General features: G+C 74.2%; 20 protein-coding genes. 10 read left to right on the forward strand and 10 right to left on the reverse strand.

Annotation, left to right across the window (positions count from 1 at the left end; translation table 11 throughout):
* Positions 1-28: 28 nt before the first annotated feature.
* Both DSM112329_RS05700 and DSM112329_RS05705 read right to left on the reverse strand, forming a co-directional pair.
* On the reverse strand, positions 29-1,678 hold the full coding sequence (locus DSM112329_RS05700) for a sigma-70 family RNA polymerase sigma factor (RefSeq protein ID WP_354700846.1): 1,650 nt from the start codon (positions 1,676-1,678) through the stop codon (positions 29-31).
* Between the two features lie 167 nt (positions 1,679-1,845).
* Entirely contained in the window at positions 1,846-1,989 is a 144-nt protein-coding gene (locus DSM112329_RS05705; protein ID WP_354700847.1) for a hypothetical protein, read from the reverse strand.
* Positions 1,990-2,150: 161 nt separating this feature from the next.
* Between DSM112329_RS05705 and DSM112329_RS05710 the strand changes: the two genes are divergently transcribed.
* The 5 genes from DSM112329_RS05710 to DSM112329_RS05730 all read left to right on the forward strand — a co-directional run bounded on the left by DSM112329_RS05710 (position 2,151) and on the right by DSM112329_RS05730 (position 11,174).
* Positions 2,151-3,695 carry a hypothetical protein gene (locus tag DSM112329_RS05710; protein WP_354700848.1) on the forward strand — a complete coding sequence of 515 codons (1,545 nt, stop codon included), beginning with the start codon at positions 2,151-2,153 and terminating at the stop codon, positions 3,693-3,695.
* 125 nt (positions 3,696-3,820) lie between these two features.
* Positions 3,821-6,607, forward strand: a complete 2,787-nt coding sequence (locus tag DSM112329_RS05715; RefSeq protein ID WP_354700849.1) for a glycosyltransferase family 2 protein — start codon at positions 3,821-3,823, stop codon at positions 6,605-6,607.
* Positions 6,608-6,769: 162 nt separating this feature from the next.
* The gene (locus tag DSM112329_RS05720; RefSeq protein ID WP_354700850.1) at positions 6,770-8,242 is read left to right on the forward strand and encodes a calcium-binding protein; all 1,473 of its coding nucleotides are present in this window, start codon (positions 6,770-6,772) and stop codon (positions 8,240-8,242) included.
* A 73-nt stretch (positions 8,243-8,315) separates the two neighbouring features.
* On the forward strand, positions 8,316-8,858 hold the full coding sequence (locus DSM112329_RS05725; protein ID WP_354700851.1) for a hypothetical protein: 543 nt from the start codon (positions 8,316-8,318) through the stop codon (positions 8,856-8,858).
* Between the two features lie 114 nt (positions 8,859-8,972).
* Positions 8,973-11,174 (forward strand): MMPL family transporter, encoded by a 2,202-nt coding sequence (locus tag DSM112329_RS05730; RefSeq protein WP_354700852.1) that lies wholly within the window; start codon positions 8,973-8,975, stop codon positions 11,172-11,174.
* On the opposite strand, the gene DSM112329_RS05735 is transcribed toward DSM112329_RS05730, so the two are convergent.
* Both DSM112329_RS05735 and DSM112329_RS05740 read right to left on the reverse strand, forming a co-directional pair.
* The gene (locus DSM112329_RS05735; protein ID WP_354700853.1) at positions 11,146-13,128 is read right to left on the reverse strand and encodes a diguanylate cyclase; all 1,983 of its coding nucleotides are present in this window, start codon (positions 13,126-13,128) and stop codon (positions 11,146-11,148) included. The genes DSM112329_RS05730 and DSM112329_RS05735 overlap by 29 nt on opposite strands.
* Before the next feature lie 100 nt (positions 13,129-13,228).
* Positions 13,229-14,599, reverse strand: coding sequence for a DUF1990 family protein (locus tag DSM112329_RS05740; protein WP_354700854.1), 1,371 nt, complete (start codon positions 14,597-14,599; stop codon positions 13,229-13,231).
* Between the two features lie 64 nt (positions 14,600-14,663).
* Between DSM112329_RS05740 and DSM112329_RS05745 the strand changes: the two genes are divergently transcribed.
* Positions 14,664-14,882, forward strand: coding sequence for a hypothetical protein (locus DSM112329_RS05745; RefSeq protein WP_354700855.1), 219 nt, complete (start codon positions 14,664-14,666; stop codon positions 14,880-14,882).
* Between the two features lie 87 nt (positions 14,883-14,969).
* Here DSM112329_RS05745 and DSM112329_RS05750 read toward each other — a convergent pair whose 3' ends face one another.
* Positions 14,970-15,515: a hypothetical protein gene (locus tag DSM112329_RS05750; protein ID WP_354700856.1), complete on the reverse strand. Its 546-nt coding sequence runs from the start codon at positions 15,513-15,515 to the stop codon at positions 14,970-14,972.
* Positions 15,516-15,651: 136 nt separating this feature from the next.
* On the opposite strand from DSM112329_RS05750, the gene DSM112329_RS05755 reads away from it, so the two are divergent.
* Positions 15,652-17,277 carry a RecQ family ATP-dependent DNA helicase gene (locus tag DSM112329_RS05755; RefSeq protein WP_354700857.1) on the forward strand — a complete coding sequence of 542 codons (1,626 nt, stop codon included), beginning with the start codon at positions 15,652-15,654 and terminating at the stop codon, positions 17,275-17,277.
* Between the two features lie 123 nt (positions 17,278-17,400).
* A complete protein-coding gene (locus DSM112329_RS05760; protein ID WP_354700858.1) occupies positions 17,401-17,862 on the forward strand; it encodes an SRPBCC family protein in 462 nt (153 codons plus the stop codon).
* A gap of 22 nt (positions 17,863-17,884) precedes the next feature.
* On the opposite strand, the gene DSM112329_RS05765 is transcribed toward DSM112329_RS05760, so the two are convergent.
* A complete protein-coding gene (locus DSM112329_RS05765) occupies positions 17,885-18,859 on the reverse strand; it encodes a transcriptional regulator (protein ID WP_354700859.1) in 975 nt (324 codons plus the stop codon).
* Positions 18,860-18,952: 93 nt separating this feature from the next.
* Between DSM112329_RS05765 and DSM112329_RS05770 the strand changes: the two genes are divergently transcribed.
* Both DSM112329_RS05770 and DSM112329_RS05775 read left to right on the forward strand, forming a co-directional pair.
* Positions 18,953-20,449, forward strand: coding sequence for an MFS transporter (locus DSM112329_RS05770; protein WP_354700860.1), 1,497 nt, complete (start codon positions 18,953-18,955; stop codon positions 20,447-20,449).
* Positions 20,450-20,537: 88 nt separating this feature from the next.
* The gene (locus DSM112329_RS05775) at positions 20,538-21,677 is read left to right on the forward strand and encodes an LLM class flavin-dependent oxidoreductase (protein WP_354700861.1); all 1,140 of its coding nucleotides are present in this window, start codon (positions 20,538-20,540) and stop codon (positions 21,675-21,677) included.
* A 3-nt stretch (positions 21,678-21,680) separates the two neighbouring features.
* Here the strand turns inward: DSM112329_RS05775 and DSM112329_RS05780 are convergent, their stop codons facing one another.
* The 4 genes from DSM112329_RS05780 to DSM112329_RS05795 are packed head-to-tail and all read right to left on the reverse strand — an operon-like array spanning position 21,681 to position 24,812.
* Positions 21,681-22,076, reverse strand: coding sequence for an STAS domain-containing protein (locus tag DSM112329_RS05780; protein ID WP_354700862.1), 396 nt, complete (start codon positions 22,074-22,076; stop codon positions 21,681-21,683).
* Entirely contained in the window at positions 22,073-22,477 is a 405-nt protein-coding gene (locus DSM112329_RS05785; RefSeq protein WP_354700863.1) for an ATP-binding protein, read from the reverse strand. Before DSM112329_RS05785 ends, DSM112329_RS05780 begins: the two co-directional genes overlap by 4 nt.
* A 2-nt stretch (positions 22,478-22,479) precedes the next feature.
* Complete coding sequence (locus DSM112329_RS05790) at positions 22,480-24,138, reverse strand: SpoIIE family protein phosphatase (RefSeq protein ID WP_354700864.1); 1,659 nt, start codon at positions 24,136-24,138, stop codon at positions 22,480-22,482.
* Positions 24,135-24,812, reverse strand: a complete 678-nt coding sequence (locus DSM112329_RS05795) for a cobalamin-dependent protein (RefSeq protein ID WP_354700865.1) — start codon at positions 24,810-24,812, stop codon at positions 24,135-24,137. Before DSM112329_RS05795 ends, DSM112329_RS05790 begins: the two co-directional genes overlap by 4 nt.
* Between the last annotated feature and the right edge of the window lie 14 nt (positions 24,813-24,826).

The following is a 24,826-nucleotide window of genomic DNA, read 5'->3' on the forward strand; positions in this document are numbered from 1 at the left end:
GAGGCCGGAAGTTGGCTGGTCGGCCTGGCTATTTCGGCGACTTGCCCGAGCGGTCCGGCTGCACTGCGGCCGGCGCGGGCGCTGCGGCCTGCGCGGGCTGGGCGGCGGCCGCCGAGGCGGCCTTTGCCGGCTTCCTCGAGCTGGTCGACGCCGGGGCCTTCGTCGTCTTCGTCTGCTTGGCCGACCCGCCGGCCGACTGGACTCCGCGGCTGTTCTGCTTCTGGGCCGAGGTGGCCTTGGACGTCGCCTTCGACGATGCCGACTTGGCCGCGGGCGTCGCCTTCGCCTTGGCCTTGGCCTTGGCCGCGGCGGACGACGGGCTGGTGGACTTGGGCCGAGGACCGTTCAGCTTGAGCTTGCCGGAGGCGGCGCTCGCCGGCCGCAGCCTCTTGGCCTTGGACTTCCCCGATTGCGCGCGGCCCTGGGAGGCGCCGGCGCCGCGCGGCGCCGGCGTGCCCGGTGCCGCCTGCGAGCCACCGCGGCCTGGTGACGCGCTCGCGGCTGTGCTCCCGGCCGCAGCCCCGGGCCGGAGAGGCTGTGGCACGACCCCGGGCAGCGTGCGCCCGGCGCCTGTCACGGCGACGGGCCGCGGCGCCGGTGCGGCGGCCGGCGTGCCGGCCGCCGGGGCCGGGGTCGGGGCGGGCCGGCTGCGCTCGTGCTCGACGACGACCGCGCCGCCGCCGGCGGAGGCGGCGATCGCGGCGACCACCAGCGCCTTCGCGACGAGCCCCGAGGATCCGGCGGCGACGGCGCCGGTGGCGGTGCCGGCCGCCACGGCGGCGACCGAGCCGCCGGTGGCCGCGGTCCCGCCGGCGCCACCGCCCAGGGTCGCGGCCGCGCCTGCGCCCGTGGCCGCGACGCCGGTCGCGACGACCGGGTCCGCCGCCGCCTGGACCGCACCGAGGATGTGGTCACGCAGGCCGACGGCCGGCACCACCGGCAGAACGGCGCCGAGCAGCGTGCGCTGCCGGGCGACCTCGTCCTTGAACTCCGCGCACTCGGAGCAGACCGCGAGGTGGCGGCGCAGCTCGGTCCGGCGCAGCGCGCTTCCGCGCAGCGTCGCGAGCTGCTCACGGATGGGGGCGCAGTCCGCCGCGCGTGCGGCCCGGTACCCCATCAGCGCCTCGCGTCCCTGGAACACGAGCGCCTTGACCTTGTCCCGCCGGACGTCGAGCGCCTCCGCGATCTGCTCGTGCGACATGTCCCCGAGCTCGGAGAGAACGAGTGCGGCCCGCTGGTCCTCGGGAAGCCTCGCCATGTCCGCGAGCACGTCCCTGAGGTCCTGGCGCTGCTCCACCTCGGCGGCGACGAGCAGGCCTTCGCCGCTGGCCTCGGGTACGTCCTCGAGGGCGACGGTGTGACGGCGAGCCCGCAGCATCGAGAGGCACCGGTTGCGCGCGATCGCGTACAGCCAGGGCCGTAGGTCGATGTCCCGATCGTCGGCACGGAGCCGGCCGTGCGCGCTGACGAACACGTGCTGCAGCGCGTCCTCGGCCTCCTCGCGGCTGCCGAGCATGTGGCGGCAGAAGGACAGCAGCGGGCGGTGGTAGCGGTCGTAGATCGCCTCGAAGCAGCGGGCGTCCCCGCCGCGCACGCCCGCCACCAGTCGGCGGTCATCGGCCGACCCCGGGCGCGCGACGCGCCTGACGGCGGGCCGCAGGACGCTCGCCGCGCTCATGCGAGGCGTCTCGCAGCGGCCGCTGGGACCGCGAACGCGCCGCGGACCCCAGAGACCTTGCGGCGGTGTCGCGGAGGGCCATACGTGAAGAACCCGCTGGGCGGCATGAGGTTGGTCGATCGCATCACAGTGTCCGGGGGCGAACGGGCGCGCCGCCCGCCCCGACTCTACGCTCGCGCGCCACGCCCGCGGCCGACGACCAAGACGACCAGCAGGACGACGGCGACAATCAGCAGCAGCTTGGAGCTCACGGCGCCGCCGACGAGGAACAGGATCAGCAGCACCAGCAGGACGAGTTCGAGCGTGGTCATGGCGTGCTCCTTCTTTCGAGGACAGAACGTCGAGAACCGTTTCATACCCGGAACACGGTCACCCACACACGAAGGAGCAACCGCGGTGGCGGTCGCCAACCTTGGATCGCCCCAGGCGTTTCAGAGTGCGTGATCCAGCCCGATCCAGCCACCGTCCCGCCGTGCCCGGACCCGCGCATGGGCTCAAGGGGCGGCGGAGCACGGCCGATGGGGACATCGACATGGTCCCCGGCCTCCACCAGCGTCGCCGGACCGCCCAGGCACTGCTGGCGGCGTTCGCGCTGGCCGTCTGCCTCTGCGGGCTGCTCCCCGCGCTTGCGTCCGGCGCCGGCCTGTGCCTGCCGACCGGCAGCCTCGTGACCCCGGCGAGCGGCGACGCAGCGCTGCGGTTCGGAATCTATCCCGGCGGCGCGGCCGGCTCGGTGGAGGGCAAGCCCGACCCCGCCCCGGAGGACCCGGTCGCGCGCCTGGCTGCGCTGGAGCTGCTGCGCCCCACGAACGGCCGGCTCGGCGTCCACATCTACACGGCCTACACCGGCGACGCCGCGGCCGACGAGGGGACCGCGCTGTGGATGGACGGGGAGATCGCCGCCTACACGGCCGCCGGGTTCGACGTCGAGCTCGTCGTCCGGTACAAGCCGGAGGGCCTCGCCCGGGCACAGGCCGTCACGGGATTCGCCCGGTTCGTGCGGGCGACGGTTCGCCGGTACGGCGGCAACGCTCGCTTCACCTCCCTGCAGGTCACGAACGAGGCGAACCTGACCGGCGCCCCCGACGCGTCGGACGGCGCGTTCGCCGGGGCGACCGACGCGCTGGTCGCGGGCGTCATCGCCGCCAAGGCCGAGGTGCGCGAGACCAACTTCGCGCAGGTCCAGGTCGGGTTCAACTGGGCCAGCGACGCACGTCCTGCGGCCAGCACGGCGTTCTGGAAGGCGCTCGCCGATCAGGGCGGCGCCGCATTCGCGGACGCCGTCGACTGGGTCGGCCTGGACGCCTACCCCGGAACGTGGTTCCCGGCCCTCGATGTCAGCTCGCTGCTGCCGGGGCTCGCGGGCGCGGCGCTCGACTCGGCCCTCGCCACGGTCCGCGGCTGTCACATGCCGGCGGCGGGCCTCGGCACCGACATCCCGATCCACGTCAGCGAAAACGGGTACCCGACCGGTCCGGGACGCTCGCCGGCGACCCAGTCGCGCGTCCTCGAGGAGATGGTGCGCGCCGTCGCGCGTCGCGCCGCCGCGTACAACGTCAGCGACTACAACTGGTTCGACCTACGGGACAGCCGCTCGGACCACCCGCACCTCGAGAGCCAGTACGGCCTGCTGCGCGACGACTACTCGCTCAAGCCGGCCTTTTCGACATACCGCAGGCTGATCGGCGAGCTCGGCGCCGGCGCCGACACGAGCGGCGCGCCCACGGTGCAGCCGGCGGCGAACGCCGTCACGCCGTCCGCGAGCGCCTGCACCAGGTCGCCGGCGCGCATCGCCGTGCCGCGGCGCAAGGGCTGGAAGCTGCGCTCGCTCCGCGTGATGCAGGGCAGCCGCGTGCTGAAGACGCTGCGGCAGGCAGCGGTGCCGGCCTGGATCCGGGTGGCGCTGAAGCCCGGACGGACACGCGTGACCGTCCGCGTCAGCACCCGGCGCGGGCGCACCCTGCGCACCCAGACCGTGCGGCGGACGCTGACGGTCTGCGGAACCACCGCCGCCTGACGGCGCCGGCGCGCGCCCGGCGAAGTGGGGCGGCGTGACCCGTTTGGTTTGAGCGCTTGCACCGGAAGTAGCCCGACTCGGATTTCACGCATGTCGGATGTCGACCTGGGTATTCGGCGACCTTCATGTTGCGTATTGGGGGAGCGGGGACGGGGGTCCCGGACGACATCACGACGCCGGTCGGCGAGGGAAGCGAGGCGGCCGACCGCCGCCAGGCGTCCCGGCGCCGGCGCCGGCGCCGGCGCCGGCGGCGTCACGACCGGCACCTGATCGACGCGCTGTCCCGCACGCAGCGGCGCCAGTTGGCCGTCCTGTGCGTGGCGTGGGTCGCGACGTCGGCGTGGGCGTGGAGCTGGTGGATCGACCCCGCGCACGTGGAGTCGGTCCCGGCGTTCGTCCTGAACTCGCTGCTGCTGTCGGCCGAGACGCTCATCCTGCCGGCGTGGTTCTTCTTCTGGCTGTGGCGGATGAAGCGGCCGGACACGCGGATCCCGGTCCCGTGCCTGCGCACGGCGATGGTCGTGACCAAGGCCCCGAGCGAGCCCTGGCCCGTGGTGCGGCACACCCTCGAGGCGATGCTCGGGCAGCGGTTCCCCTACCACTACGACGTCTGGCTGGCCGACGAGCAGCCGACCGCGGCCACCCGCGCCTGGTGCAGCGAGCACGGGGTGCGCGTCTGCACCCGCGAGGGCGTCGCCGAGTACCACCAGCCGGTGTGGCCGCGGCGTACACGCTGCAAGGAGGGCAACCTCGCGTACTTCTACGACATGTACGGGTATCGCGAGTACGACGTCGTCGCCCAGCTCGACGCCGACCATGTCCCGGAGCCGGACTACCTCGCGCACATGCTGCGCCCGTTCGCTGATCCGATCGTCGGCTACGTGGCGGCGCCGAGCGTCTGCGACCGGAACGCGGCGCGCTCGTGGGCGGCCCGCGGCCGGCTCTACGCCGAGGCCGTGCTGCACGGCCCGATGCAGTCGGGGCACAGCGGCGGCTACGCACCGAGCTGCATCGGCTCGCACTACGCGGTGCGAACCCGCGCCCTCAGGGAGGCGGGGGGTCTCGGGCCGGAGCTGGCCGAGGACTTCACGACGACGCTGATGCTCAGCTCCCACGGCTGGCAGGGCGTCTTCGCCGGTGACGCCGAGGCCCACGGGGACGGCCCCGAGTCGCTGCCCGACTGCCTGACCCAGGAGTTCCAGTGGTCGCGGAGCATGATGAACGTCGCCCTCGGGGTGGGCGGCGCCTATTGGGCGGGCCTGCGCAGGACGGCCAAGGCGCGGCTCGGGTTCTGCCTCCTCTGGTATCCGCTCTTCGGGCTGCTGATGCTCGCGTCGGTCCTCGTGCCGGTCGTGGCGCTCGTGACGCAGACGCCGTTCGTGCGCGTCTCGCTCGGCGACTTCTACACGCACTTCGCGCCGTCGGTCCTGACGCTGCTGTGCGTCGTCCTGTGGCTGCGGCGCCTGGCGTTCCTGCGGCCGCGGACCGCCCGCGCCGTGTCCTGGGAGATGGCGCTGTTCCAGCTCGTGCGGTGGCCGTGGGCACTGATCGGCTGCGCGCATGCGGTCGCGGGCCGGATCCTCGGCCGCGAGTTCGCGTTCAAGGTCACGCCCAAGGGCAGGACCGGTGCCGCGCAGATGCCGTTCCGGGTCATCGCGCCCTACCTCGCGCTCTCGCTGATCTCGTCCGCGCCGTTCGTGCTAGGCGTTCCGACCGGGGCGGCGCACGGGTACCGGACGCTCGCGCTGGTCAACGTGGCGCTGTACCTGCTCGCGGCGATCGCGGTCCTCGTCCTGCACGTCGCCGAGCACCCGCCGCGGCACCGCCGGGCCGTCGTGCGCGGGTCGGTCGGCAAGGCGGTCCTCATCGGCCTGGTCGCCGTGACCGCCGGGGTGGCGGTCCTCCAGCCGGCGCCGTTCGCCGGCTTCGCCCCCGTGCAGGACGCCGAGGGGGCTGTCGCCTGGCCGCTGCGCGAGCCCGTGGCCGGACAGGTCGTCATCGGCGTGACCACCGACGCGCTCGCCAAGAACTCGACCCGCCCGTGGGACGCCGGGGACCTCGTGCAGGTCAATGCGTTCGAGCGTCACGCGGAGGGGGCGACCGGCATCGTGCAGTGGTTCGCGGACTGGGCGCATGCGCCGCGGCCGGACCTGGCCCAGTTGCGGGCGATCGCGGCCCGCGGGAGCGTGCCCCAGATCAGCTGGGAGCCGTGGGACTACTCGAAGGGCCTGAACACGGCCCAGCCGGAGTTCCGGCTGCGCGCCATCTCCGCCGGCCGGCACGACGCCCACATCCGCACCTGGGCCCGCGCGCTGCGGAGCTACCGGGGACCGGTGCTGCTGCGGTTCGCCCACGAGATGAACGGCACCTGGTATCCGTGGGGGCAGTCCTCCAACGGGAACCGCCGCGGCGACTACCGTGACGCCTGGCGCCACGTCCACGCGATCTTCGCGGCCGAGGGTGCCACCAACGTCCGCTGGGTCTGGAGCCCCGTGGCGCGGCCCCTCGACTCGCTGGACTACCCCGGCGACGACGTCGTCGACGAGGTCGGCCTGTCGGGCTTCAACGGCGGAACCGCGCTTCCGTGGACCGGCTGGCGCAGCTTCGAGAGCATCTTCGACAGGCCGCTGAAGCAGCTGCACGCGGTGGCACCCCACAAGCCCGTCCAGATCAGCGAGGTCAGCAGCGCCGAGCACGGAGGCGACAAGGCGCGGTGGATCCTGGACATGTTCGCCTACCTGCGGCGCCACCCGGGCATCAGGTCGGTGCTGTGGTTCGACCTGCGCAAGCAGACCGACTGGCGCGTCGCGAGCTCTCGCGACGCCGCAGCGGCCTTCGCCGCGGGCCTGGCGGGACGGACGGCCGTCGCGTCCCCGCGGGCATCCGCCACGCCCCTCGTGTCCCGGCCCTGAGCCGACCGAGGTGTGCGTGGGGTGACCGGGGGCGTGCTCAGTCCACAACCTGGACCGCTGGCGTGCGTTCTTCCTGACGACGCATCCGGGTCCGGTCCGCCGCGACCCGGGACAGGTCCACCGCTCCAGGGCAGGGGCACCCTCCACACAAGGACGTGAATCATGATGTTCCACGACTCGGTGCGCGTCGCGCACCTGTCGTCCCGCCGGCTGACCCGCGCAGCTGCGCTGTCCGCCGTCGTCGTCGGCGCCTCGCTGGCCTGCGGCGCCGGAAGCGCGCAGGCCGCAACCGCGACCTGGACCTGCGGCGCGAACGCCGTCACGGCGTCGGTGGTCGGCATGACGCAGCTGAACCCGATCACGGCGTCCCGGACCCCGTGCGCGGATCAGAGCGTCGGACTGCCGAACACGACGGACGCCGTCGGCCTCGCGCCGACGATCAACGCGCGGTCGGCCTACGCGATCACGTCGGCCGCACCGCCGGCCGGACGGCCGATCACCCAGACGATCGGCGGCGCCGCCGGAGTCGAGGGGCTCACGGTGAAGACCGCCGGCGGCACGGTGGTCATCGGGGTCGGTGCGGCGCAGTCGTCCGCGTCGGCGTCGTGCAAGGACGGCAAGGCGGTGCTGGCGGGCACGAGTCAGGTCGTGGACCTGACGATCAACGGCCAGACGGTGTCGCTGGACGGGCTGCTGACGAGCCTGACGGATGCGATCTCCAACTCGCCGCTGGGCGGGGTGGTCTCCGTGAAGCTGAACGAGCAGGTGGTGGCCGGTGAGACGCTGGTGCAGCGCGCGGCGCACGTCCGCGTGCTGTCGGCGATCGGCGCCAGCCCGCTCGCCGACATCATCGTGGCCCAGTCGACGGTGAGCTCGTCGAGCGCCTGCGATCCGGCGGCCGACGGCAACGTCGATCCGAACGGCGGCGGCACCGGCACCGGGACGGGCACGGGCACCGGGACGGGCACCGGCACCGGCTCCGGTGGCTCGGGCCTCGCGACCCTCAGCGGCGTCTGCCCGGCGGGTTCGACGCTCGACCAGGACCGGGTGCTGTGCATCATCACGGCGGCCAAGAGCGGCGGCCAGGGTGAGATCGTGATCGGTCGCCCGTTCACCGGCCCGTCCGGCGGCACCGTGATCTCGCTGGTCAACGCACGCAAGAAGTACCGCAGCATCTGCCTCTCCGGCAGCGGCCCGCGGTACGCGATCGTCGGCACCAACGGTGCCAACCGCATCACCGGTCGCAACACCGCCGACCGGATCCTCGCGCTCGGCGGCAACGATCAGGTCGACGGCGGCCGCGGCAGCGACTGCATCGATGGCGGCAGCGGCCGCGACAACCTGTCGGGCGGTCTCGGCAACGACCGCATCTACGGGACAACCGGCGGCGACGCCCTCAACGGCGGACCCGGCACGGACCGCCTGAGCGGCGGGACCGGCAACGACTCGATCAACGCCGCGTTCGGCGCCGACAGCGTCTCCGGCGGCACCGGGGTCGACTTCATCAACGTCGCCACCGCCGGTCCGCCGGCCCGCGTCGACTGCGGCAGCGCTCGCGACAAGGTCCGCCTGAACCGCAACGAGCGCGGCCGTATCCGCGGCTGCGAGACGATCCACGTGTTCAACGACCAGTAGCCGGCCGGGTGGGTGGGCGGAACTTCGTTCGCCCACCCACCAACCTCGGGATGCCGGCGACGTTGTGCTCTGTATGAAGACCATCACATCGCTCATCGTCGTCGGCGTCCTCGGGTGCACCGCTGCATCCGCGTCGGCCGACAAACCGGCCCCCAAGGCCCCGACCGGCGCCACCCCGTCGGCCCAGCAGCAGTGCCGCACCGAGCGCGCCCAGATGGGCGTGAAGACCTTCGGTGAGACCTACGGCACGAACGCCAAGCGCACCAACGCGTTCGGCAAGTGCGTCTCCAAGCGCGCCAAGCAGGACGACGCAGCCGCGAAGGCCGCGAAGACGCAGGCGACGAAGACCTGCGACGCCGAGCAGGCGGCCGACCCGGCCGCGTTCGCGGCCAAGTACGGCACCGGCAAGAAGGGCGCCAACGCCCACGGGAAGTGCGTCTCCGCCGAGGCCAAGCGCCTGAAGGCGACCAGCGTCGCAGCGACGACGACCGCCAACGTGAACGCCGCGAAGTCGTGCAAGGCGCAGCGCACGGCCGACGGTGCCGCGTTCGCCGCCAAGTACGGCAAGAGCCGCAACGCGTTCGGCAAGTGCGTCTCGGCGGCAGCCCGCGCCTGAGCCTTTCCCCGCGGAGTCGACACGTCTTCGCGGGGGCGCGCATGCACCTGAGCTGCAGCGGGCCGGTCGCCTCCCGGTGACCGGCCCGCGCCGCTTGCGACCGTGCGTGCTGACGTGACCCGTCTGTACGCCCGTGTCGTCGTGTGGCTGCGCTGGCCGGTGGCCGTCGCAATGATCGCCGGGGTGGCGGTCGCCGCGGTCGAGCTCCCCGCGCTGTCGACGGGCGGCGCGAGCGGGCTCGGCAGCCTGGTCCCGCCGGACTCGCGTGCCGTCGCCGCGGAGCAGGATGCCTCCGAACGGCTCGGCGCCCCGATCCTGAGCCGGACGCTCCTCGTGCAGCGCCGGCCGGCGGGGCTGACGGCAGCCGACCAGCGCGCGATCGTCCGGCAGGCGGCTGCGGTGCCCCGGGCATCCGGCGGCCGCGTCCTCGGTGCGGTGCCGTACGTGAACCACACGGCCGTCACGCCGCACGGGGGAGAGCGCGCGACGACTGCCGTGACGGGCCTGTTCTTCGGGCCGGACGTCGCGCCGCTGGACCAGCCCGAGGTGGCTCGCGACGTCGTGGACCGGCTGCGGCCACCGCACGCCGCGGGCATCACCGGCTCGCTCCCCGCGCAGGCCGCGCAGGGCGACCTGATCCTGGACCGGCTCCCGCTCGTCGAGATCGCGACCGCCGTGCTGGTCGCGCTCCTGGTCGGCCTGTACTTCCGTTCGCCGGTCGCCCCGCTGCTCACGCTCGGCGCCGTGGCGATGACGTACCTGCTGACCGATCGGATGCTCGCGCAGTTGGCGACGCACTCGCAGACCGCGATCCCGCAGGAGGTGCAGCCGGTGCTCGTCGTGCTCCTCTTCGGGGTCGTCACCGACTACTGCATCTTCTTCCTCTCCCGTGCGCGGACGCTGCTCGACGAAGGCCAGGGACGGCTGGAGGCGGCGATCGAGGCGACCACCGCCATCACGGGGATCGTCACCGCCGCCGCGGCCACGGTCGCCGCCGCGAGCCTCGCCCTGCTCGTGTCCGACCTGCAGTTCCTGCGGGCGTTCGGCCCCGGGATGGCCGGCGCCGTCGCCCTGGCCTGGCTGGTCGTGGTGCTGTTCGTCCCGGCCAGCCTGGCCATCCTCGGCCGCCGGGCGTTCTGGCCCCGCCCACGTCCCGTGGCCCCGCTGACGGTGGCCGAGGCCACTGCGGTGACGACACCGGCCGACACGTCCCGGCTCGTGCGCCTCTCGGTGCACCACCCGTTCGTCGCGTGCGTCCTGTGCCTCGTGGTACTCGGCGCCGGGGTGTCGGGTCTCGCCGAGACCCGGCTCGGGAACCCGCTGATGGCCTCCGCGCAGGAGGGGTCGGAGGTCCGCCGCGGGTACGAGGCGGCGAAGGCCGGCGCGGGGCCGGGCGTGGTCGCGCCAACCGTCGTCCTGCTCCGCCGAGCCGGCCTGCAGCGCGACGACGGCCAGGTCGCGTCGTTCCAGCGCTGGCTCGAGCGCCGGCCGGGCGTGGCCGGGGTCCTCGGCCCAGCGGACGCGGGGTTCGCCGCACCGCGCCGGCTCAGCCTGCAGGGTGACGAGGCGCGCCTCGTGCTGATCTTCCGCGACGACCCGCTGGGCGGGCGTGCGGTCGAGGGCCTGCGGGCGATCACCGCGGCGGCACCGGCGGCCCTCGCGGACCGTGGCCTCGCCGGCGCACGCCTCACATTCGCGGGCGACACGGCGATCACCGCCGAGATGGCCCGCACCACCGTCGCCAGCCTGCTGAAGATCGGCGCGCTGATCCTCGCGGTCCTGTTCCTGATCCTGGCCGTCTACCTGCGCGCCCTGATCGCACCGCTCTACCTGCTGGCGTCGAGCGTCCTTGCGCTGCTCGCCGCGCTCGGCCTGACGACGTACCTCTTCCAGGGCGCGCTCGGGCACGACGGGCTGTCGTACTTCACCGTGATCGTCGCCGGCGTCCTGCTCGTCGCACTCGGCTCCGACTACAACGTGTTCCTGGCGGGTGACGTCTGGCGCGAGGCGAAGGACCGACCTGCCCGCGAGGCGATCGTCACCGCGGCCAGCCGGACCTCGAAGCCGATCGCGCTGGCGGGCGTCGTGCTGGCCCTGTCGTTCGCGCTGCTGGCGCTCGTGCCCGTCACGCTGTTCAGGGAGATCGCCGTCGTCATGGTCATCGGGCTGCTGCTCGATGCGTTCCTGGTGCGGAAGGTCCTCGTCCCGGCGCTGATCTCCGCGTTCGGCTCCGTCGGGTCCAGGCGGGGGGACGGCGTGCCCCGCCGCGGGGCCGGCAGGCCGGCGGTCAGCCCTGCCGGGCCGCCGTCGCCGTAGCCGCCCGCGCTCGGACGAACGCCTCCACGAGATGCGGATCGAACTGCGCGCCCGCGCAGCGCCGCAGCTCGCCGATGGCCGCCTCCACCGTCTCGCCGCGGTGGTAGGGACGGCTGGTGGTGATGACGTCGAAGGCGTCGCAGACGGCGATGACGCGGGCGGCAAGCGGGATCTCGAGGCCGGCCAGGCGATCCGGGTACCCGCTGCCGTCCCAGCGCTCGTGGGTCGACCGGACGACGGCTGCCACGCCTCGGAGCGGCGGCGCGCACGCGAGGATCCGCTCGCCGATGACGGGATGCTCCCGCATGAAGAGCCATTCGTCGTCCGTCAGGTCGTCCGGGCTGTCCAGGATCTGATCCGGGATCGCGAGCTTCCCGATGTCGTGCAGCTCGGCCGCCCGCACCAGGACGTCCCGCTGCTCGGCGTCCAGGCCGAGCACCCGGCCGACCTCGTCGGCGAGGGCGGCGACCGCCTGGTGGTGACGGGCCAGGTCGGGCTGGCGCTCCTGCACCGTGCGGACCAGCGCGGCGCGCGTGTGCGGGTCGTCGCGACCGGCGGCGGCCGCCTTGGCGGCGTACAGGCGGCGGTCGGCCACGCGCAGGGCCTCGACCGCGGTCGCGGCCTCGCGCGGGACGTGCACGTGACCGGCGCAGGCCGTCACGCTGAATCCCTCACCGCGTTCGGTCAGCGCTGCGATCGCGCGCGCGGTCAGCGCCGGCGCGGACACGCCGCCCGCCCAGAGGACGCAGAACTCGTCGCCCCCGAGCCGGTACGTCCGTCCCGGAAGCGCGGCGATGCCGAGCTGGACCCCCACACGCCGCAGCAGCGCGTCGCCGACCGGGTGGCCGAACGTGTCGTTGTAGCGTTTGAAGCCGTCGAGGTCGAGGATCGTGAGCAGGTGGGGCTGGCCGTCCGCCGTCGCCGCCTCCAGGTCGCGGAGCAGGGCGCGCCGGTTGCCGAGGCCGGTGAGCTCGTCGGTGAGCGCCTCGTGCTCGCGGATGTGGAGCAGCCGCTCGGTCTGGTGGGCCGTGAGGACGAGCCGGACCACGACGCCGAGCAGGGACAGCGCGGCCAGGACCCGGGCGGCCACGCCGGACGGAGCGGCGATCAGGATCGCGGTGGACGTGGCGGCGGCGGCGACCGTCACCAGGCGCGCGTCCCAGTGACCCATTCCGCGCGCGCGGGCGGCGTCCGGACCGGCAGGGCGCCAGAGCCAGGGCGCGGCGGCGAACGCGCAGACGGCGGCCAGGTAGGCCGTGTCGACGAGGCCGCCCGTGGTGTACGTGCCGGCCGCCGAGCTGGCGAGGAAGGCCGCATCGGCGCCGGCCGCCAGCGCGAGCGCCGAGGGGAGCAGCAGGCGGCGGGCGTCCCGGCCGGTCCCGCGGAGCCCGGTGAAGGTCCCGACCGCCAGCACGACGAGGACGAGGTCGCCCGCGACGTAGGCGATGTTCAGCGCGGTCGCCAGCGTGCCGCCGACGGGCTGCGCCAGCGCGCCGTGGAGGATCGTCGCCGCGGCGAGCGCTGCGACGGCCGTGCCGGCGATGGCGCCGTCCAGGGAGAGGATCCCGCGGCCAGGGACATCGTCCCGGCGGGCGATAGCCCACGCGCCGCAGGCGATCAGCGGGTAGTAGGCGAGGTAGAGCGCGTCCGACAGCGGAACGCCGCCGAGCGCGACGTCGGCGTACAACCAGGACAGGTCTCCCGCGACCCAGCACACCAGGCCGGCGCCGAGGACGAACCACGCGCGCCGGGCTGCGGGCACGGCGTGCCGAGCGGCGCCCGCCAGGCACGCGCCGGCCGCCAGGACCGTGACCACGCCGTAGAGGGCATCGAGCGCCGGGGCGCCCGGCCCGATGAGCGCGGCGAGGACAGCGTGCAGGGCGACCGCCGCCCCGAGCACGCCGACCAGCAGCAGGAGCGGCGGCGACGGCTGGGCGCGCGCATTCACGCTCATGTGATCGGCAGGCCGGCCGGGTTCTTGAGCCGGGCCGGGCTGCCCGAGCGGTGTCCGCCGCGGGCGCTCAGGTTCCCGGGCTCCCGTCCGACCACCGGAGCTATGGTCTCCGGCGCTCGATGCGCTCGGTCTCGAGCTCGGACTCCGTGATGCGCCGCATGCGGCGACACGCCTCGCGGTAGAACGCCAGCTGCTGCCGGCGGCCGATCAGGCGGAACCCGAGGCGCAGGATCAGGGGCCCGTTGCGGGCGGCGCGCGAGTACGCGTGCAGGCGGAACTCGACCGCGCCGCTCCTGTCCCACTTCCAGACCTCGTAGTGCATCTGGCCCTGCTCGAAATGCCCTTCGAGCGTCTTGTAGTCCCAGCCGAAGACGTACGCGGTCTCCCCGTTGACGGTGCGGGTCTCGTCGTAGACGTCCCCGACCCGCACGCCGACAGGGAACCGCAGGACGAGGAAGTGGATCTGCAGCAGCATGGTCCGGCCCGCCAGGGGGACGTTCGGGCGGTAGCTGGCGCGCACCGTGCCGGGGTCGGCCACCTGGTAGGCGCTCATCAGCTCGCGCGCGACCTTCCAGCTGCCGCCGTCGGCCGGCGGCCCGGGCGCCTCGCCCGGCAGGGCCTGGCGCATGTCGTCGCGGCGCCAGCCGTTCTCGGGGGTGCGCTCCTCGACCGGGACCGTCGTGTCGAAGTTGACGGACCGCTGCTCGAGGCCCGAGAGCCTGCGCTCGGTGCGCTCGTCGCTGGGGCCCGACCCGTCGACCTGGTGGCCCGGGGAGTGCACGTGGCGGGTGGTGACGACGATGCCGCCGTGCAGCCGGCCGCCGGCGATCCTCGTGATTCGCTGCAGGACCGAGGTCCACATCAGCAGCTGGACCTCCTTGGAGATGCCCACGTGCGTGTACAGCAGGTTGCTGAGCCGGCTCCCGCTGCGCGCCCAGGACTCGATCACCACCTCGAGGCGGTTGTCGACCGGGTGCACGCGGAACTCGATCTGCCCCGCCTCCAAGTGGCCGTCGAGCGTGACGAGCCGGAACGCGGTCGGCGTGACGGCGACGACGCGGACCGGGCCGTCCCACGGTCCCGGCATCCGGACCACGTACTCGTCCCCGACCTGGAGACGCCCGGGTTCCCCGACCAGCTTCTGAAAGCTGGCGAAGGTCGACGGGGCCATGCGGTCGAGGTCCTCGGTGAGGGTCTGCATCAGCTCGGCGGAGTCCATCAGCGACCCCCGGATCTGCGTGCGGTAGAGGCGGTGCAGCAACGGGCCGACGCCGTCCTCGGTGGTCTGGACCTCGGCGGCGCTCACGCCGTCCGGCAGCGGTGGCGGACGGTCGTGCTCGGCCGAGCCCAGCAGGTCCCAGCGGTGCACCGGGACCGTCTGCCACAGGTACCGCCACATGGTCAGCGCCACGCCGCCCGGCCAGCGGGTCGCGGTGGCCAGGCGCTTGCCCGGGGTCTGCTTGCGCGGCATCCGCTAGCCCCGTCCGCGCGCCAGGCCTGGTGCAGGCCGTAGGAGATACGTCAGGGTGTCGAGCATGATCGTCTCGCTGTTCGGTCGGGTCGGCCTTCGCGGCTGGCACCTGCACACCGCATCGCTGGGGGCGATCGTCGCCTGCATCGCGCTCTGGATGCGGGCGAAGACGGTGGGGGAGGACGAGCGCGGCAACGCCGAGCGTCGCGCGTTGTTCATCGGGCTGTGGCCGCCGACGCTATGGCTCATCGGGGAGAGCCTCGACCGCGACGGGGACGGCTGAGGCGGACCGCACACCTCCCTGGTCTAACCGGAACGGCGTCGCGGGAACCCCCGGCGCCGCGAACGCGGCGCGGCGAGCCGGGCAGGGTCACGGCCCAGCTCGGTGCCGCGACGTCTGGAGCCGCACCGCCTCCGCGAGGATGCGGCCCAGGCCGGGGTCGTCCGTGACAGGGAGCGGGACGACCGCGAGGTCCCGGGGCCGGACCGTCCCGTCCGGTGCGCGGACCGCCCCGGACGCCAGGTGGATGCCGTGGCCGCCCACCACCAGCCACGGCTCGGCGATCGTCGCCGCGTCGCCGACGCCCACGCGCGCGAGGAAGATCTCCAGCCCCCGTCGCCGGTAGCGGCCCTGGGGGCCCAGTGGGCCGGTCAGCAGGTCGGTACCCAGCCCGGCGACGTCGATCGCGGTGCGGACGTCGGGATGGGGTGCGGGCCCGGGGTCCACGACGACGCTGCTCCACGTGCCCTTCTCGTTGACGTCGTCCGAGTCCGGCGGCGCGGTCCAGCGCACCCGCGCGCCGGCAGGGCCGATGCCGTCGCCGGCGCCGCCGCGGGTCCAGGTGCCGATGAGCGGCGCCCGCCACTCCTGCGCGCGGAGGATCGCAACGAACTGGTGCTGGGCGACGAGGTGCACCGCTCGAGCATGCCCAGCCGGCGGCAGCGTCACCGCACGCGGCGACGCGTGCGGAGGAAGCGCGGCTTCCCGCCAGGATCCTGCGCGCAGGCCCGGGGCGGATTGCCACGCGGGGGACCGGGGCAAGCGCCGCTCCGTGGTCACCGACGAGGAACTGCGGACACTCGCCGCCGAGCGCCTGGGCCACACGTCGCTGCGGCCCGGTCAGCTCGAGGCCGCGCGGGCGGCGGCCGCCGGACGGGACACCCTATGCGTGATGTCGACCGGCTCCGGGAAGTCCGCCGTCTACCAGCTCGCGGGCCTGGCCCGCGGTGGGCTGACCGTCGTAGTCTCGCCCCTGATCGCCCTCCAGCGCGACCAGCTCGAGGGCGCGATCGACGCGGCCGCGATGCTCAACTCGACGCTGAGGACGGCCGAGCGGGCGGAGCTGCTCGAGTCGGTGGCGGCGGGTGAGGTCGAGGTGCTCCTGCTCGCGCCCGAGCAGCTCACGGACGACGGCGTCCAGGCGGCGCTGCGCGACGGCGGCGCGTCGCTGTTCGTCGTGGACGAGGCGCACTGCGTCTCGCAGTGGGGCCACGAGTTCCGCCCGGACTACCTGCGCCTCGCCCAGGCCGCCGACGCGATCGGCCGCCCGCCGATCCTCGCGCTGACCGCCACGGCCGCGCCGCAGGTCCGCGAGGAGATCGCGGAGATCCTGTCGCTCCAGGACCCCGAGGTCGTCGTGCGCGGGTTCGACCGCCCGAACCTGCACCTCGAGGTCCGCACCTTCCGGGACGCCGACGCCAAACGCGCGGCGGTGGTCGACTTCGCCGTAGAGGCCGCCGGTCCGGGGATCGTCTACTGCGCGACGCAGAAGGCGACGGACGCCGTCGCCGCGGCCCTGCAGGAGCGCGGCGTTGCGGCGGTGGCGTACCACGCGGGTCACAGCGCGGCGCGCCGCGACGAGCGCCAGGCCGCGTTCATGGACCCGGCCGGCGGCGTCCAGGTGATGGTCGCCACGATCGCCTTCGGGATGGGCGTCGACAAGCCCGATGTGCGCTGGGTCGCCCACCACGACGTCTCCGCCTCCGTGGACGCCTACTACCAGGAGGTCGGGCGCGCCGGCCGGCACGGCGATCCCGCCCGCGTCGTCCTGTTCTTCCGCGCCGAGGACCTGGGGCTTCGGCGCTACTTCGCCGCCGGCCGGGTGCGCGGCGCCGAGATCGACCGGGTGGCGCGGGCGCTGGCCGACAAGGACGAGCCCACCGAGCCCGGCGTCCTGGCCGACCGGCTCCACCTGTCCGACACGAAGCTCGCGACGGCCCTGCAGCACTTCGAGCGCCTGGGCTTCGCGGAGGTGCTCGGCGACGGACGCGTGCGGCGGCCGCCCGGCGCGCCGAGCGTCGAGGAGGCGGTTGCCACCGGCCAGTCCGGCGAGGCGCACCGCAAGGCGCTGGACCGGACCCGCGTCGACATGATGCGCGCCTACGCCGAGAGCCGCAGCTGCCGGCGCGCGCTGCTGCTCGGCTACTTCGGCGAGCCCTACGACGCGCCGTGCGGGGCATGCGACGTCTGCGACGCCGACGAGCGGGACGGCACCGCCGTCGCGGCTGCGACCGCGGGGTTCACCACCGGGGACCGCGTGCAGCACAACGCCTGGGGCCACGGCCAGGTCGGCCACGTCGACGACGATCGCCTGACGGTCGTCTTCGACACGGTCGGCTACAAGACGCTCGCAGCGGAGGTCGTCGAGGGCGACCCGGACCTGCTGCGTCCCGTCTGACCGCGCCGGGTCGTCTCCGCGGCGCAGTCCGACCGCAGCCTGGAGCGTCGCCGCGTTCGCGGTCGGTGGACCCGGCCGGCCGCACGCGCGTTTGCGCCAGGACGGCTGGGGCACCCGGTTGGTGTGGCCCGCAACGAGATCCATGTCGATGTCCCGCCGGAGCGCGTGTGGGCGGTCCTCGCGGACGGGCGCAGCTACGGACACTGGGTCGTCGGCTCGAGCGAGATCCGCGATGTCGAGCCCGGGTTTCCGGCGGTCGGGACCGCGTTCCACCACAAGGTCGGCATCGGTCCGCTGAAGGTCGCCGACCACACCAGCGTCCTGGAGAGCGACGCCCCGCACGTGCTGAAGCTGAAGGCCAAGGCGCGCCCGCTCGGGACCGCGCTGGTGTCGCTCGAGCTGCGGCCCCAGAACGGTGGCACCCGCGTGATCATGGTCGAGGACGCGGGTGACAAGCTCACGCAGCTGGTCTTCAACCCCCTGACCCACCTCTTGGTCCGCGGCCGCAACGTCGAGTCGCTCGAGCGGCTGAAGGCGATGGCCGAAGGGCGCGGCCCGTCGCTCCCGGACGCCGCCTCGTCGTAAGCACCCCCCGCCGGGGCGAGCGTCAGGCCGCTTCCGCGCTGCGGCCACCGAGGCGCATGGCCACCCGCCGCGCCTCGTCGACGAACTCAGGCGGATCCAGGACCGTGAGGTCGTGGTCCATGAGCGCGATCCACACGAGGAACGGTCGCGACCAGCCGCCGACCGTGGTGACGATGCAGTGCGCGTCGCCGTCCGGCGTGACGGTCGCGCGGCTCGCGGGGACGCGGCCGGTCAGCTCGGTGAACGGCGCGTGCACGCGCACCCGGCCCGGGACCGGGCTGGCCGTCGTGGTCGACCCGCGGATGGACTGCTTGACGTAGGCCGCCGCATCGCCGCCCGGGACCTCGCGCCGGCGCCCGCGACCGCCGGGCCGCACGCCGCCGGCGATGCGGTCGACGCGGAACGTCCGCCAGTCCTCGCGGTCCAGGTCGTACGCGACCAGGTACCAGCGCCAGCCCGAGTGGACGAGCGCGTTCGGCTCGGTCTCGCGCCGGGTCTCGGCACCGTCCTTCGCGCCGTAGGCGAAGCTCAGGCGCACCCCGTCGCGGCAGGCCGAGGCGATCGTGGCCAGCAGGTCGGGGTCGATCTGGGGACCGTCGACCTGGAACGCCGACGTCGCGCCGGCGAGCGCCTGGACCCGGCGGCGCAGCCGGTCGGGGAGCAGCTGCTCGAGCTTGGCGAGCGCGCGCACGGACGTCTCCTCGATCCCGCCGATCGACCCGGTCGCCGCCGTCCGCAGCCCGATCGCGACGGCGACCGCCTCCTGGTCGTCGAGCAGCAGCGGCGGCAGGTCGGCGCCCGCGCCCAGGCGGTAGCCGCCCGCGACACCGGGCGCCGCCTCGATCGGATACCCGAGTCCCCGCAGCTTGTCGACGTCGCGCCGGATGGTGCGTGAGCCGACCTCGAGCCGGCCCGCGAGCTCGGGACCGCTCCACTCGCGCCGCTGCTGCAGCAGCGAGAGCAACGCGAGGAGGCGGGACGACGTCGGAACGGACATATGGTGATCGTCGCAGGCCTTGCGGTCAAAAGCTGACCGCAAGCGAGCAATTGCGGTCAATACCTGACCGCGAGCCGCGAGAGGATTCCGGACATGGCCACGACGACCGCGCCCAGCCCACCCCCGACAGCACTGCTCAAGGAGCCACCGGCGACGACGGACGAGACGCCGCCGATCCCGCGCCGCGTCTGGCTCGGGTTCCTCGTCGTCATCACGGCGGCGGTCATGGACCTGCTCGACTCGACGATCGCCCAGACGGCCGCGCCCGCGATCCGCGCGGACCTCGGCGGGTCCTACACGAGCATCGAGTGGATCTCCGCGTCCTACACGCTCGCGCTGGCCGTCGGCCTGCTGGTCGGCGGTCGGCTTGGCGACCTGTTCGGCCGGCGCCGCGTCCTGCTGATCGGCATGGCCGGCTTCACGGGCGCCTCCGTGCTCTGCGCCCTCGCGCCGTCGACGGATGCGCTCATCGCTGCCCGCGTGCTGCAGGGCGCGGTCGGCGCGATCATGCTGCCGCAGGGCTTCGGCCTGATCCGCGAGCTCTTCGGGGACGCCGGCCAGCAGAAGGCGTTCGCGGTCTTCGGCCCGGTGATGGGCATGTCCGCCGTGCTCGGCCCGGTCCTCGGCGGCGCGCTCGTCGACCTGGACCTGTTCGGCACCGGCTGGCGGGCGATCTTCCTGGTGAACCTCCCGATCGGCATCGCCGCCATCTGGATGGGCCGCCGGTACCTGCCCGACGTGCCGCCGTCGGCTCCGGGCGGCCGCATCGACCTGCCCAGCATCGGGCTGGCGGGCTTCGGCGTCTTCGCAGTGATCTACCCGCTCATCGAGGGCCGTGAGCTCGGCTGGCCGGCGTGGTCGGTCGCGCTCGTGTTCGCCGGCCTCGGCGTCCTGGCGGCGTTCGGCGTCCGGCAAGGCAAGCTCGCCCGCGGCGGCGACGGCCGCCGCGCCCCGCTCGTGGATCCGTCGATCCTGCGGCGCCGCGCCTACGTCGGCGGCCTGGTGCTCGTCGTCTGCTTCATCGGCGCGATGGGCGGGATGATCCTGGCGCTCAACGTGATGCTGCAGGCCGGGCTCGGGTTCACGCCGCTGGAGTGCGGCGTCGCCACGATCGCCATCCCGCTCACGGCGATCCTCGGCTCGATCACCTCGTCCGTCCTGCTCGAGCGTCTCGGCCGGACCACGATCCACATCGGGACGGCGACGATGGCGACCGGCCTGGTGCTGGTCGACCTCGTCCTGCGCGACGCGGGCGCGGACCTGAGCGCCTGGTCGCTCGCGGCACCGCTGGCGCTGACGGGCTTCGGCATGGGGATGGTCTTCGTCCCGATGTTCGACGTGATCCTGGCCGGGGTGCTGCCCACCCAGCTCGGCTCGGCCTCGGGCCTCCTCGAGTCGGTGCAGCAGTTCGGCATGTCGCTCGGGATCGCGGTGGTCGGGACCGTCCTGTTCGACGTGGTCGGCGACGGCACGTCCGCGGCGGTCTTCGTCCGGGCCGCCGACCACGCGCTGCTGGTGGCGGTCGGCTTTCTGGTGGCGGCGTTCACCGTCACGTGGTGGCTCCCGCGGCACGCCCGCGAGCAGGGCTGAGCGTCGGGGGCGGCACCGGTGGGTCGTCCTGCGGGCGGCCCACCAGGTGCGGCTGGACGTGGGGCGCGGCCCGGACGAAGATGCGGGCATGGCCATCACCACGCACTGGTACCTGCCGACGACCGGCGACGCCCGGTCGATCCTCGGATCGCTGCGCGTCATGGGTCGCCACGATCGCCGGCCCGACGACGAGCCGGGCGCCCGCCCGCCGTCGATCGACTACCTCGCGCAGATCGCCCGTGCGGCCGAGGACATGGGCTTCGACGCCGCCCTGACGCCGACCGGGACCTGGTGCGACGACGCGTGGATCACGACCGCGGCGCTCACGGCGATGACCACGAAGCTGCGGTACCTCGTCGCGCTCCGCCCGGGCCTCGCCTCGCCGACGCTCGTCGCGCAGCAGGCCGCGACCTACCAGCGCATCTCCGGCGGCCGGCTGCTGCTCAACACGGTCATCGGCGGCGACGACCCTGAGCAGCAGCGGTTCGGCGACTACCTCGGCAAGGACGAGCGCTACGTCCGCGGCGAGGAATGGCTCGAGGCCTTCCGCGGCGCGTGGACGGGCGAGCCGTTCTCCATGGACGGCGAGTACGTCAAGGTCACGGGCGCCTTCGTCGTCAACCCGCCGGCGTTCCCCGAGATCTACCTGGGGGGCGCGTCACCCGCCGCGCTGCGCTGCGCCGCGCGGCAGGCCGACGTCTTCCTCCACTGGGGCGAGCCGCCCGAGGCCATCGCGAGGCAGATCGACAGCGTCAAGGAGCTCAGCGCGCAGATCCGCGAACAGCCCGACCCGCTGCGCTTCGGCATCCGGCTGCAGGTCATCGCGCGCCCCACCGCCGACGAGGCGTGGGCGGCTGCCGAGTGCTGGCTCGACGGGGCGGACGACGACGTCGTCGACGGCATGCAGGCAGCGCTCGGGAGCGCGGTGTCCGAAGGCCAGAAGCGCCAGCTCGCGCTGCACGGCGGCAGCCGGGACAACCTCGTGGTCTCGCCGAACCTGTGGGCGGGGCCGGGCCTGCTGCGCCCGGGATCGGGGACGGCGCTGGTGGGCAGCTACGAGGACATCGCCGACCGGCTCGCCGAGTACCACGACCTCGGCGTCACCGAGTTCATCCTCTCGGGCTACCCGCACCTGGAGGAGGCGTACTGGGTGGGTGAGGGCGTGCACCCGGTCCTGCGCGAACGCGGGCTCCTGGCCGAGCCAGGGTCGCTGCACGCGGTGGCGTAGCGTCTAGGACCCGGCCGGCCGGAACGGGCCGGCCTCGCTCGACGCGATCTTCGCGTGGGCGGCCGCGATGCTGTCGACGACGTTGAGGGTCTGGGTGAGCGCGCTCAGCTCCATCAGGCGCAGGACCGGTCCGGGGCTGCAGACCGTGACGAGGAAGCGGCCCGCGGTCACCCGTCGACGGGTGGCGTTGAGCAGGATCGAGAGGGCGGTCGAGTCGGCGAACGTCACGCCCCGCAGGTCGACGATCAGGTCGGTGATCGGCTCGTCGGCCTGCTGCGCGAGCGCGGTCTTGAAGGTCTCGGCGGTGGCGACGTCGAGCGCGCCGCGGAACGCGACCACGCGATGCGGGCCCGGGAGCTCGTCGGCGGTGACGAGCGAGAGGTGGGGCCGGTCGGTCATGGCCTAGGGGCTCCGTGGTCGGTCGCGAACCAGACGCAGGTCGGATCGGCGCGCGCGCCCCAGTCGGAGGCGACGGCGTCGATGAGCTGGAGGCCGCGCCCGCCACGGTCGTCGGGGGTGCGTCCGGCGATCATCGCCCCGGTGCCGTCGTCGCGCACCTCGACGCGAACGCCCGTCGCGGTGCGCGCCGCCAGGACGTGGATTTGGCCGCCGGCCGGACCGTGCCGCACGCTGTTGGTGACGAGCTCGCTGAGGCCGAGCGCGAGGTCGGCGTGCTGGTCGGGCGTGAGGAAGTGACCCCAGGCGGCAAGCGCGCTGCGTGCGTCCCCGGGCGAATCGGGGTCGGCGGCCAGCGTCAGACGCAGGTCGCCGTGATCGTTTGCGGGAACGGTGGGGGCCATGGTCAAGCGGGGTGGTAGGCGGTGAGGATGGCAACATCGTCGTCGAAGCGCCCACTCGAGTCGAGCGCGGCCTCCAGCAGCACGTCGCCGAGGCGACCGTGCGGGACGGCCACGTCGCCGCAGCGCGTCGCGAGGCGCTCGAGCGACACCAGCAGGTCCTCGTCCCGCCGCTCGACGAGCCCGTCGGTGTAGAGGACGAGCTGCGACCCCCGGGGAAAGGCCGCGACCGCTTCCGCGCGGCGGTGCGGACCGAACCCGAGCGGCGGCGACAGCGCGTCGCGCAGGGCGTCGACCGTCCCGTCCGCGTGGCGCAGCAGCGCCGGGAGGTGGCCCGCGCTGGCGTACCGCATCCGGGCAGCAGCGGGGTCGACGAGCAGGTAGAGGACGGTGACCATCGTCCGGAGCCCGGCCACGAACGGGTCCAGCCGGCCCAGCAGCTCACCCGGCTCGCGGTGGTTCAGCGCCAGCGCGTGCATCGCGCTGCGGACCTGGCCCATCGTCACGGCGGCCTGCAGCCCCTTGCCGGCCACGTCCCCGATGCACAGCCCGACACAGCCGTCGGGGAAGGTGATCGCGTCGTACCAGTCGCCGCCGACCGCCCCGTCCGCGGCCTGCGGGTGGTAGTGGGCCACGAGGGTCAGCGCGCCCTCCGGCAGCGTGCTGGGCAGCATCGAGCGCTGGAAGGTCTCGGCGATGCGCCGCTCGCGGCGGACGGTCTCGCCGTGGGCGATGACGGCGGCCGCGCGGTCCCCGATCGCAGCGAGCAGCGCAACGTGCTCCGGCGCGAACGAGCCGGTCCGGTCGGCGCCGACGTGCAGGACGCCGACCACCTGGCCGGCGACGCGGAGCGGCACCACGACCAGCGACCGGTCCGGGCGGCTGGGTGCGGCGGTGACGCGCTCGTCGCGCGCGACGTCGTCGACCACGATGGCGCGGCCCGTGCGGGCGCACTCGCCGCTCACGCCCGCGTCGATGGGCTGCCGCCAGCCGATGAAGTCGGACCCCTCGACGCCGAGCCGGTGGACGATCGTCAGGTGGCGCCCGTCGGGCTCCAGGAGCAGCAGCGTGCTGCGCTGGCCGCCGACGAGCTCGCGCGCCTGCTCCAGCAGGGCGACCATGCCGCCCTGCGATCCGGTGTCCTCGATCGCGGCGACCGTGATCCGCTCGAGCGTCTCGAGCCGGCGGACGGCGCGCTCGGCCTGGTCCTTGGCGTCCTCGAGCTCCTGCTGACGATCGCTCAGCTGACGCTGGACCGCGATGAGCGCGTGGTTCATCGCGAGCAGCTGCACGACGCGCTGCTCGTGCTGGCGGTCCGGCGGCTCGGCGACGACGAGCAGCCCCGCCTCGCTGTGGCGCACGTGGACCACCCGTTCCACCAGCTCCGCGTCGGGTGCGCCACTTGCGAGCGCGAGGGTCGCCGTCGCCCAGTCCTGGTCGGCCGCCTGCCCGGCCAGCGCGAGGAACGCCGCGCGCTGGGGTCGGCATACGAGGTCCGCGAACCGGGACCCGGTGAGCTCGCGGCCGGCGAAGGCCTGCAGTCCGACGCTCGCCGAGACGACGGTGCCCTCCGGGGCGAGGACCGCCGCCCAGAGCGCCTCCGAGCGCTCGAAGAACGCCTCGAGCGCGCGCAGGTCCGCGAGCTGCCGGATCACCCCGCTCACCGGCTCCGGGTGACCGCGCCGAGCTGCTGCAGGAGCTGCGCCGGGTCGGCGGCGTAGAGGTCGGCGCCGACGTGGGCAACGGCTTCGCGCCCATCCGCGTAGCCCTGCCCGCCGACCACCATGAGCGGCGGCCGCTCGAGCTCGTCCAGGGCCTGGCGGACCGTTGCGACCGCGTCCAGCTGCTCGGGGCGTGACGTCGACACCGCGACGACCAGCGCGCCGTGGGCGGCGGCGACGGAGGCGAACGCCTCGGCCGGCGCGGCGGGGCCGAGGTCCAGCACCCGCCAGCCGGCGGCCTGCAGGAAGTCGCCGACCATCCGCGCGCCGAGGCCGTGGAAGTCGTCGGGGCCGGAGCCGAGCACGGCGACCGGGCGCGCGGCGACCGCCGGGACACGGGGCAGGCGGCCCGACAGCGACGCGAGGACGCCGGCCGTGATCGCGGTCGCCAGGTGCTCGTCGCCGATGCTGATCTTGGCCTGCTCCCAGAGCGTCCCCAGCTGGCGCATGACCGGGGTGAGGACGTCGAGGTACGTCGTGGCGACGGGGAGTCCGCGGGCGATCCCGTCGTCGATCGCGCGCTGCGCACGGCCGGCGTCCGCGTCCAGGAGGGCCGCCAGGTACCTGGAGCGCGTGAGGAGGAGATCGTCGGTGGCCGTCGCCGGGGAGTCGGGCATGCGGACCGTCAGGC

It is taken from the genome of Paraconexibacter sp. AEG42_29 (assembly GCF_040581415.1).
In the GTDB taxonomy this organism is placed as follows: Bacteria; Actinomycetota; Thermoleophilia; order Solirubrobacterales; family Solirubrobacteraceae; genus Paraconexibacter.

What these genes read in the sequence shown, in the direction of transcription:
- DSM112329_RS05720 (WP_354700850.1), top strand. Translation starts at nt 6,770, where the DNA reads ATGATGTTCCACGACTCGGTGCGCGTCGCGCACCTGTCGTCCCGCCGG.
- DSM112329_RS05770 (WP_354700860.1), top strand. Translation starts at nt 18,953, where the DNA reads ATGGCCACGACGACCGCGCCCAGCCCACCCCCGACAGCACTGCTCAAG.
- DSM112329_RS05725 (WP_354700851.1), top strand. Translation starts at nt 8,316, where the DNA reads ATGAAGACCATCACATCGCTCATCGTCGTCGGCGTCCTCGGGTGCACC.
- DSM112329_RS05775 (WP_354700861.1), top strand. Translation starts at nt 20,538, where the DNA reads ATGGCCATCACCACGCACTGGTACCTGCCGACGACCGGCGACGCCCGG.
- DSM112329_RS05785 (WP_354700863.1), bottom strand. Translation starts at nt 22,477, where the DNA reads ATGGCCCCCACCGTTCCCGCAAACGATCACGGCGACCTGCGTCTGACG.
- DSM112329_RS05715 (WP_354700849.1), top strand. Translation starts at nt 3,821, where the DNA reads ATGTTGCGTATTGGGGGAGCGGGGACGGGGGTCCCGGACGACATCACG.
- DSM112329_RS05795 (WP_354700865.1), bottom strand. Translation starts at nt 24,812, where the DNA reads ATGCCCGACTCCCCGGCGACGGCCACCGACGATCTCCTCCTCACGCGC.
- DSM112329_RS05780 (WP_354700862.1), bottom strand. Translation starts at nt 22,076, where the DNA reads ATGACCGACCGGCCCCACCTCTCGCTCGTCACCGCCGACGAGCTCCCG.
- DSM112329_RS05740 (WP_354700854.1), bottom strand. Translation starts at nt 14,599, where the DNA reads ATGCCGCGCAAGCAGACCCCGGGCAAGCGCCTGGCCACCGCGACCCGC.
- DSM112329_RS05765 (WP_354700859.1), bottom strand. Translation starts at nt 18,859, where the DNA reads ATGTCCGTTCCGACGTCGTCCCGCCTCCTCGCGTTGCTCTCGCTGCTG.
- DSM112329_RS05735 (WP_354700853.1), bottom strand. Translation starts at nt 13,128, where the DNA reads ATGAGCGTGAATGCGCGCGCCCAGCCGTCGCCGCCGCTCCTGCTGCTG.
- DSM112329_RS05745 (WP_354700855.1), top strand. Translation starts at nt 14,664, where the DNA reads ATGATCGTCTCGCTGTTCGGTCGGGTCGGCCTTCGCGGCTGGCACCTG.
- DSM112329_RS05705 (WP_354700847.1), bottom strand. Translation starts at nt 1,989, where the DNA reads ATGACCACGCTCGAACTCGTCCTGCTGGTGCTGCTGATCCTGTTCCTC.
- DSM112329_RS05700 (WP_354700846.1), bottom strand. Translation starts at nt 1,678, where the DNA reads ATGAGCGCGGCGAGCGTCCTGCGGCCCGCCGTCAGGCGCGTCGCGCGC.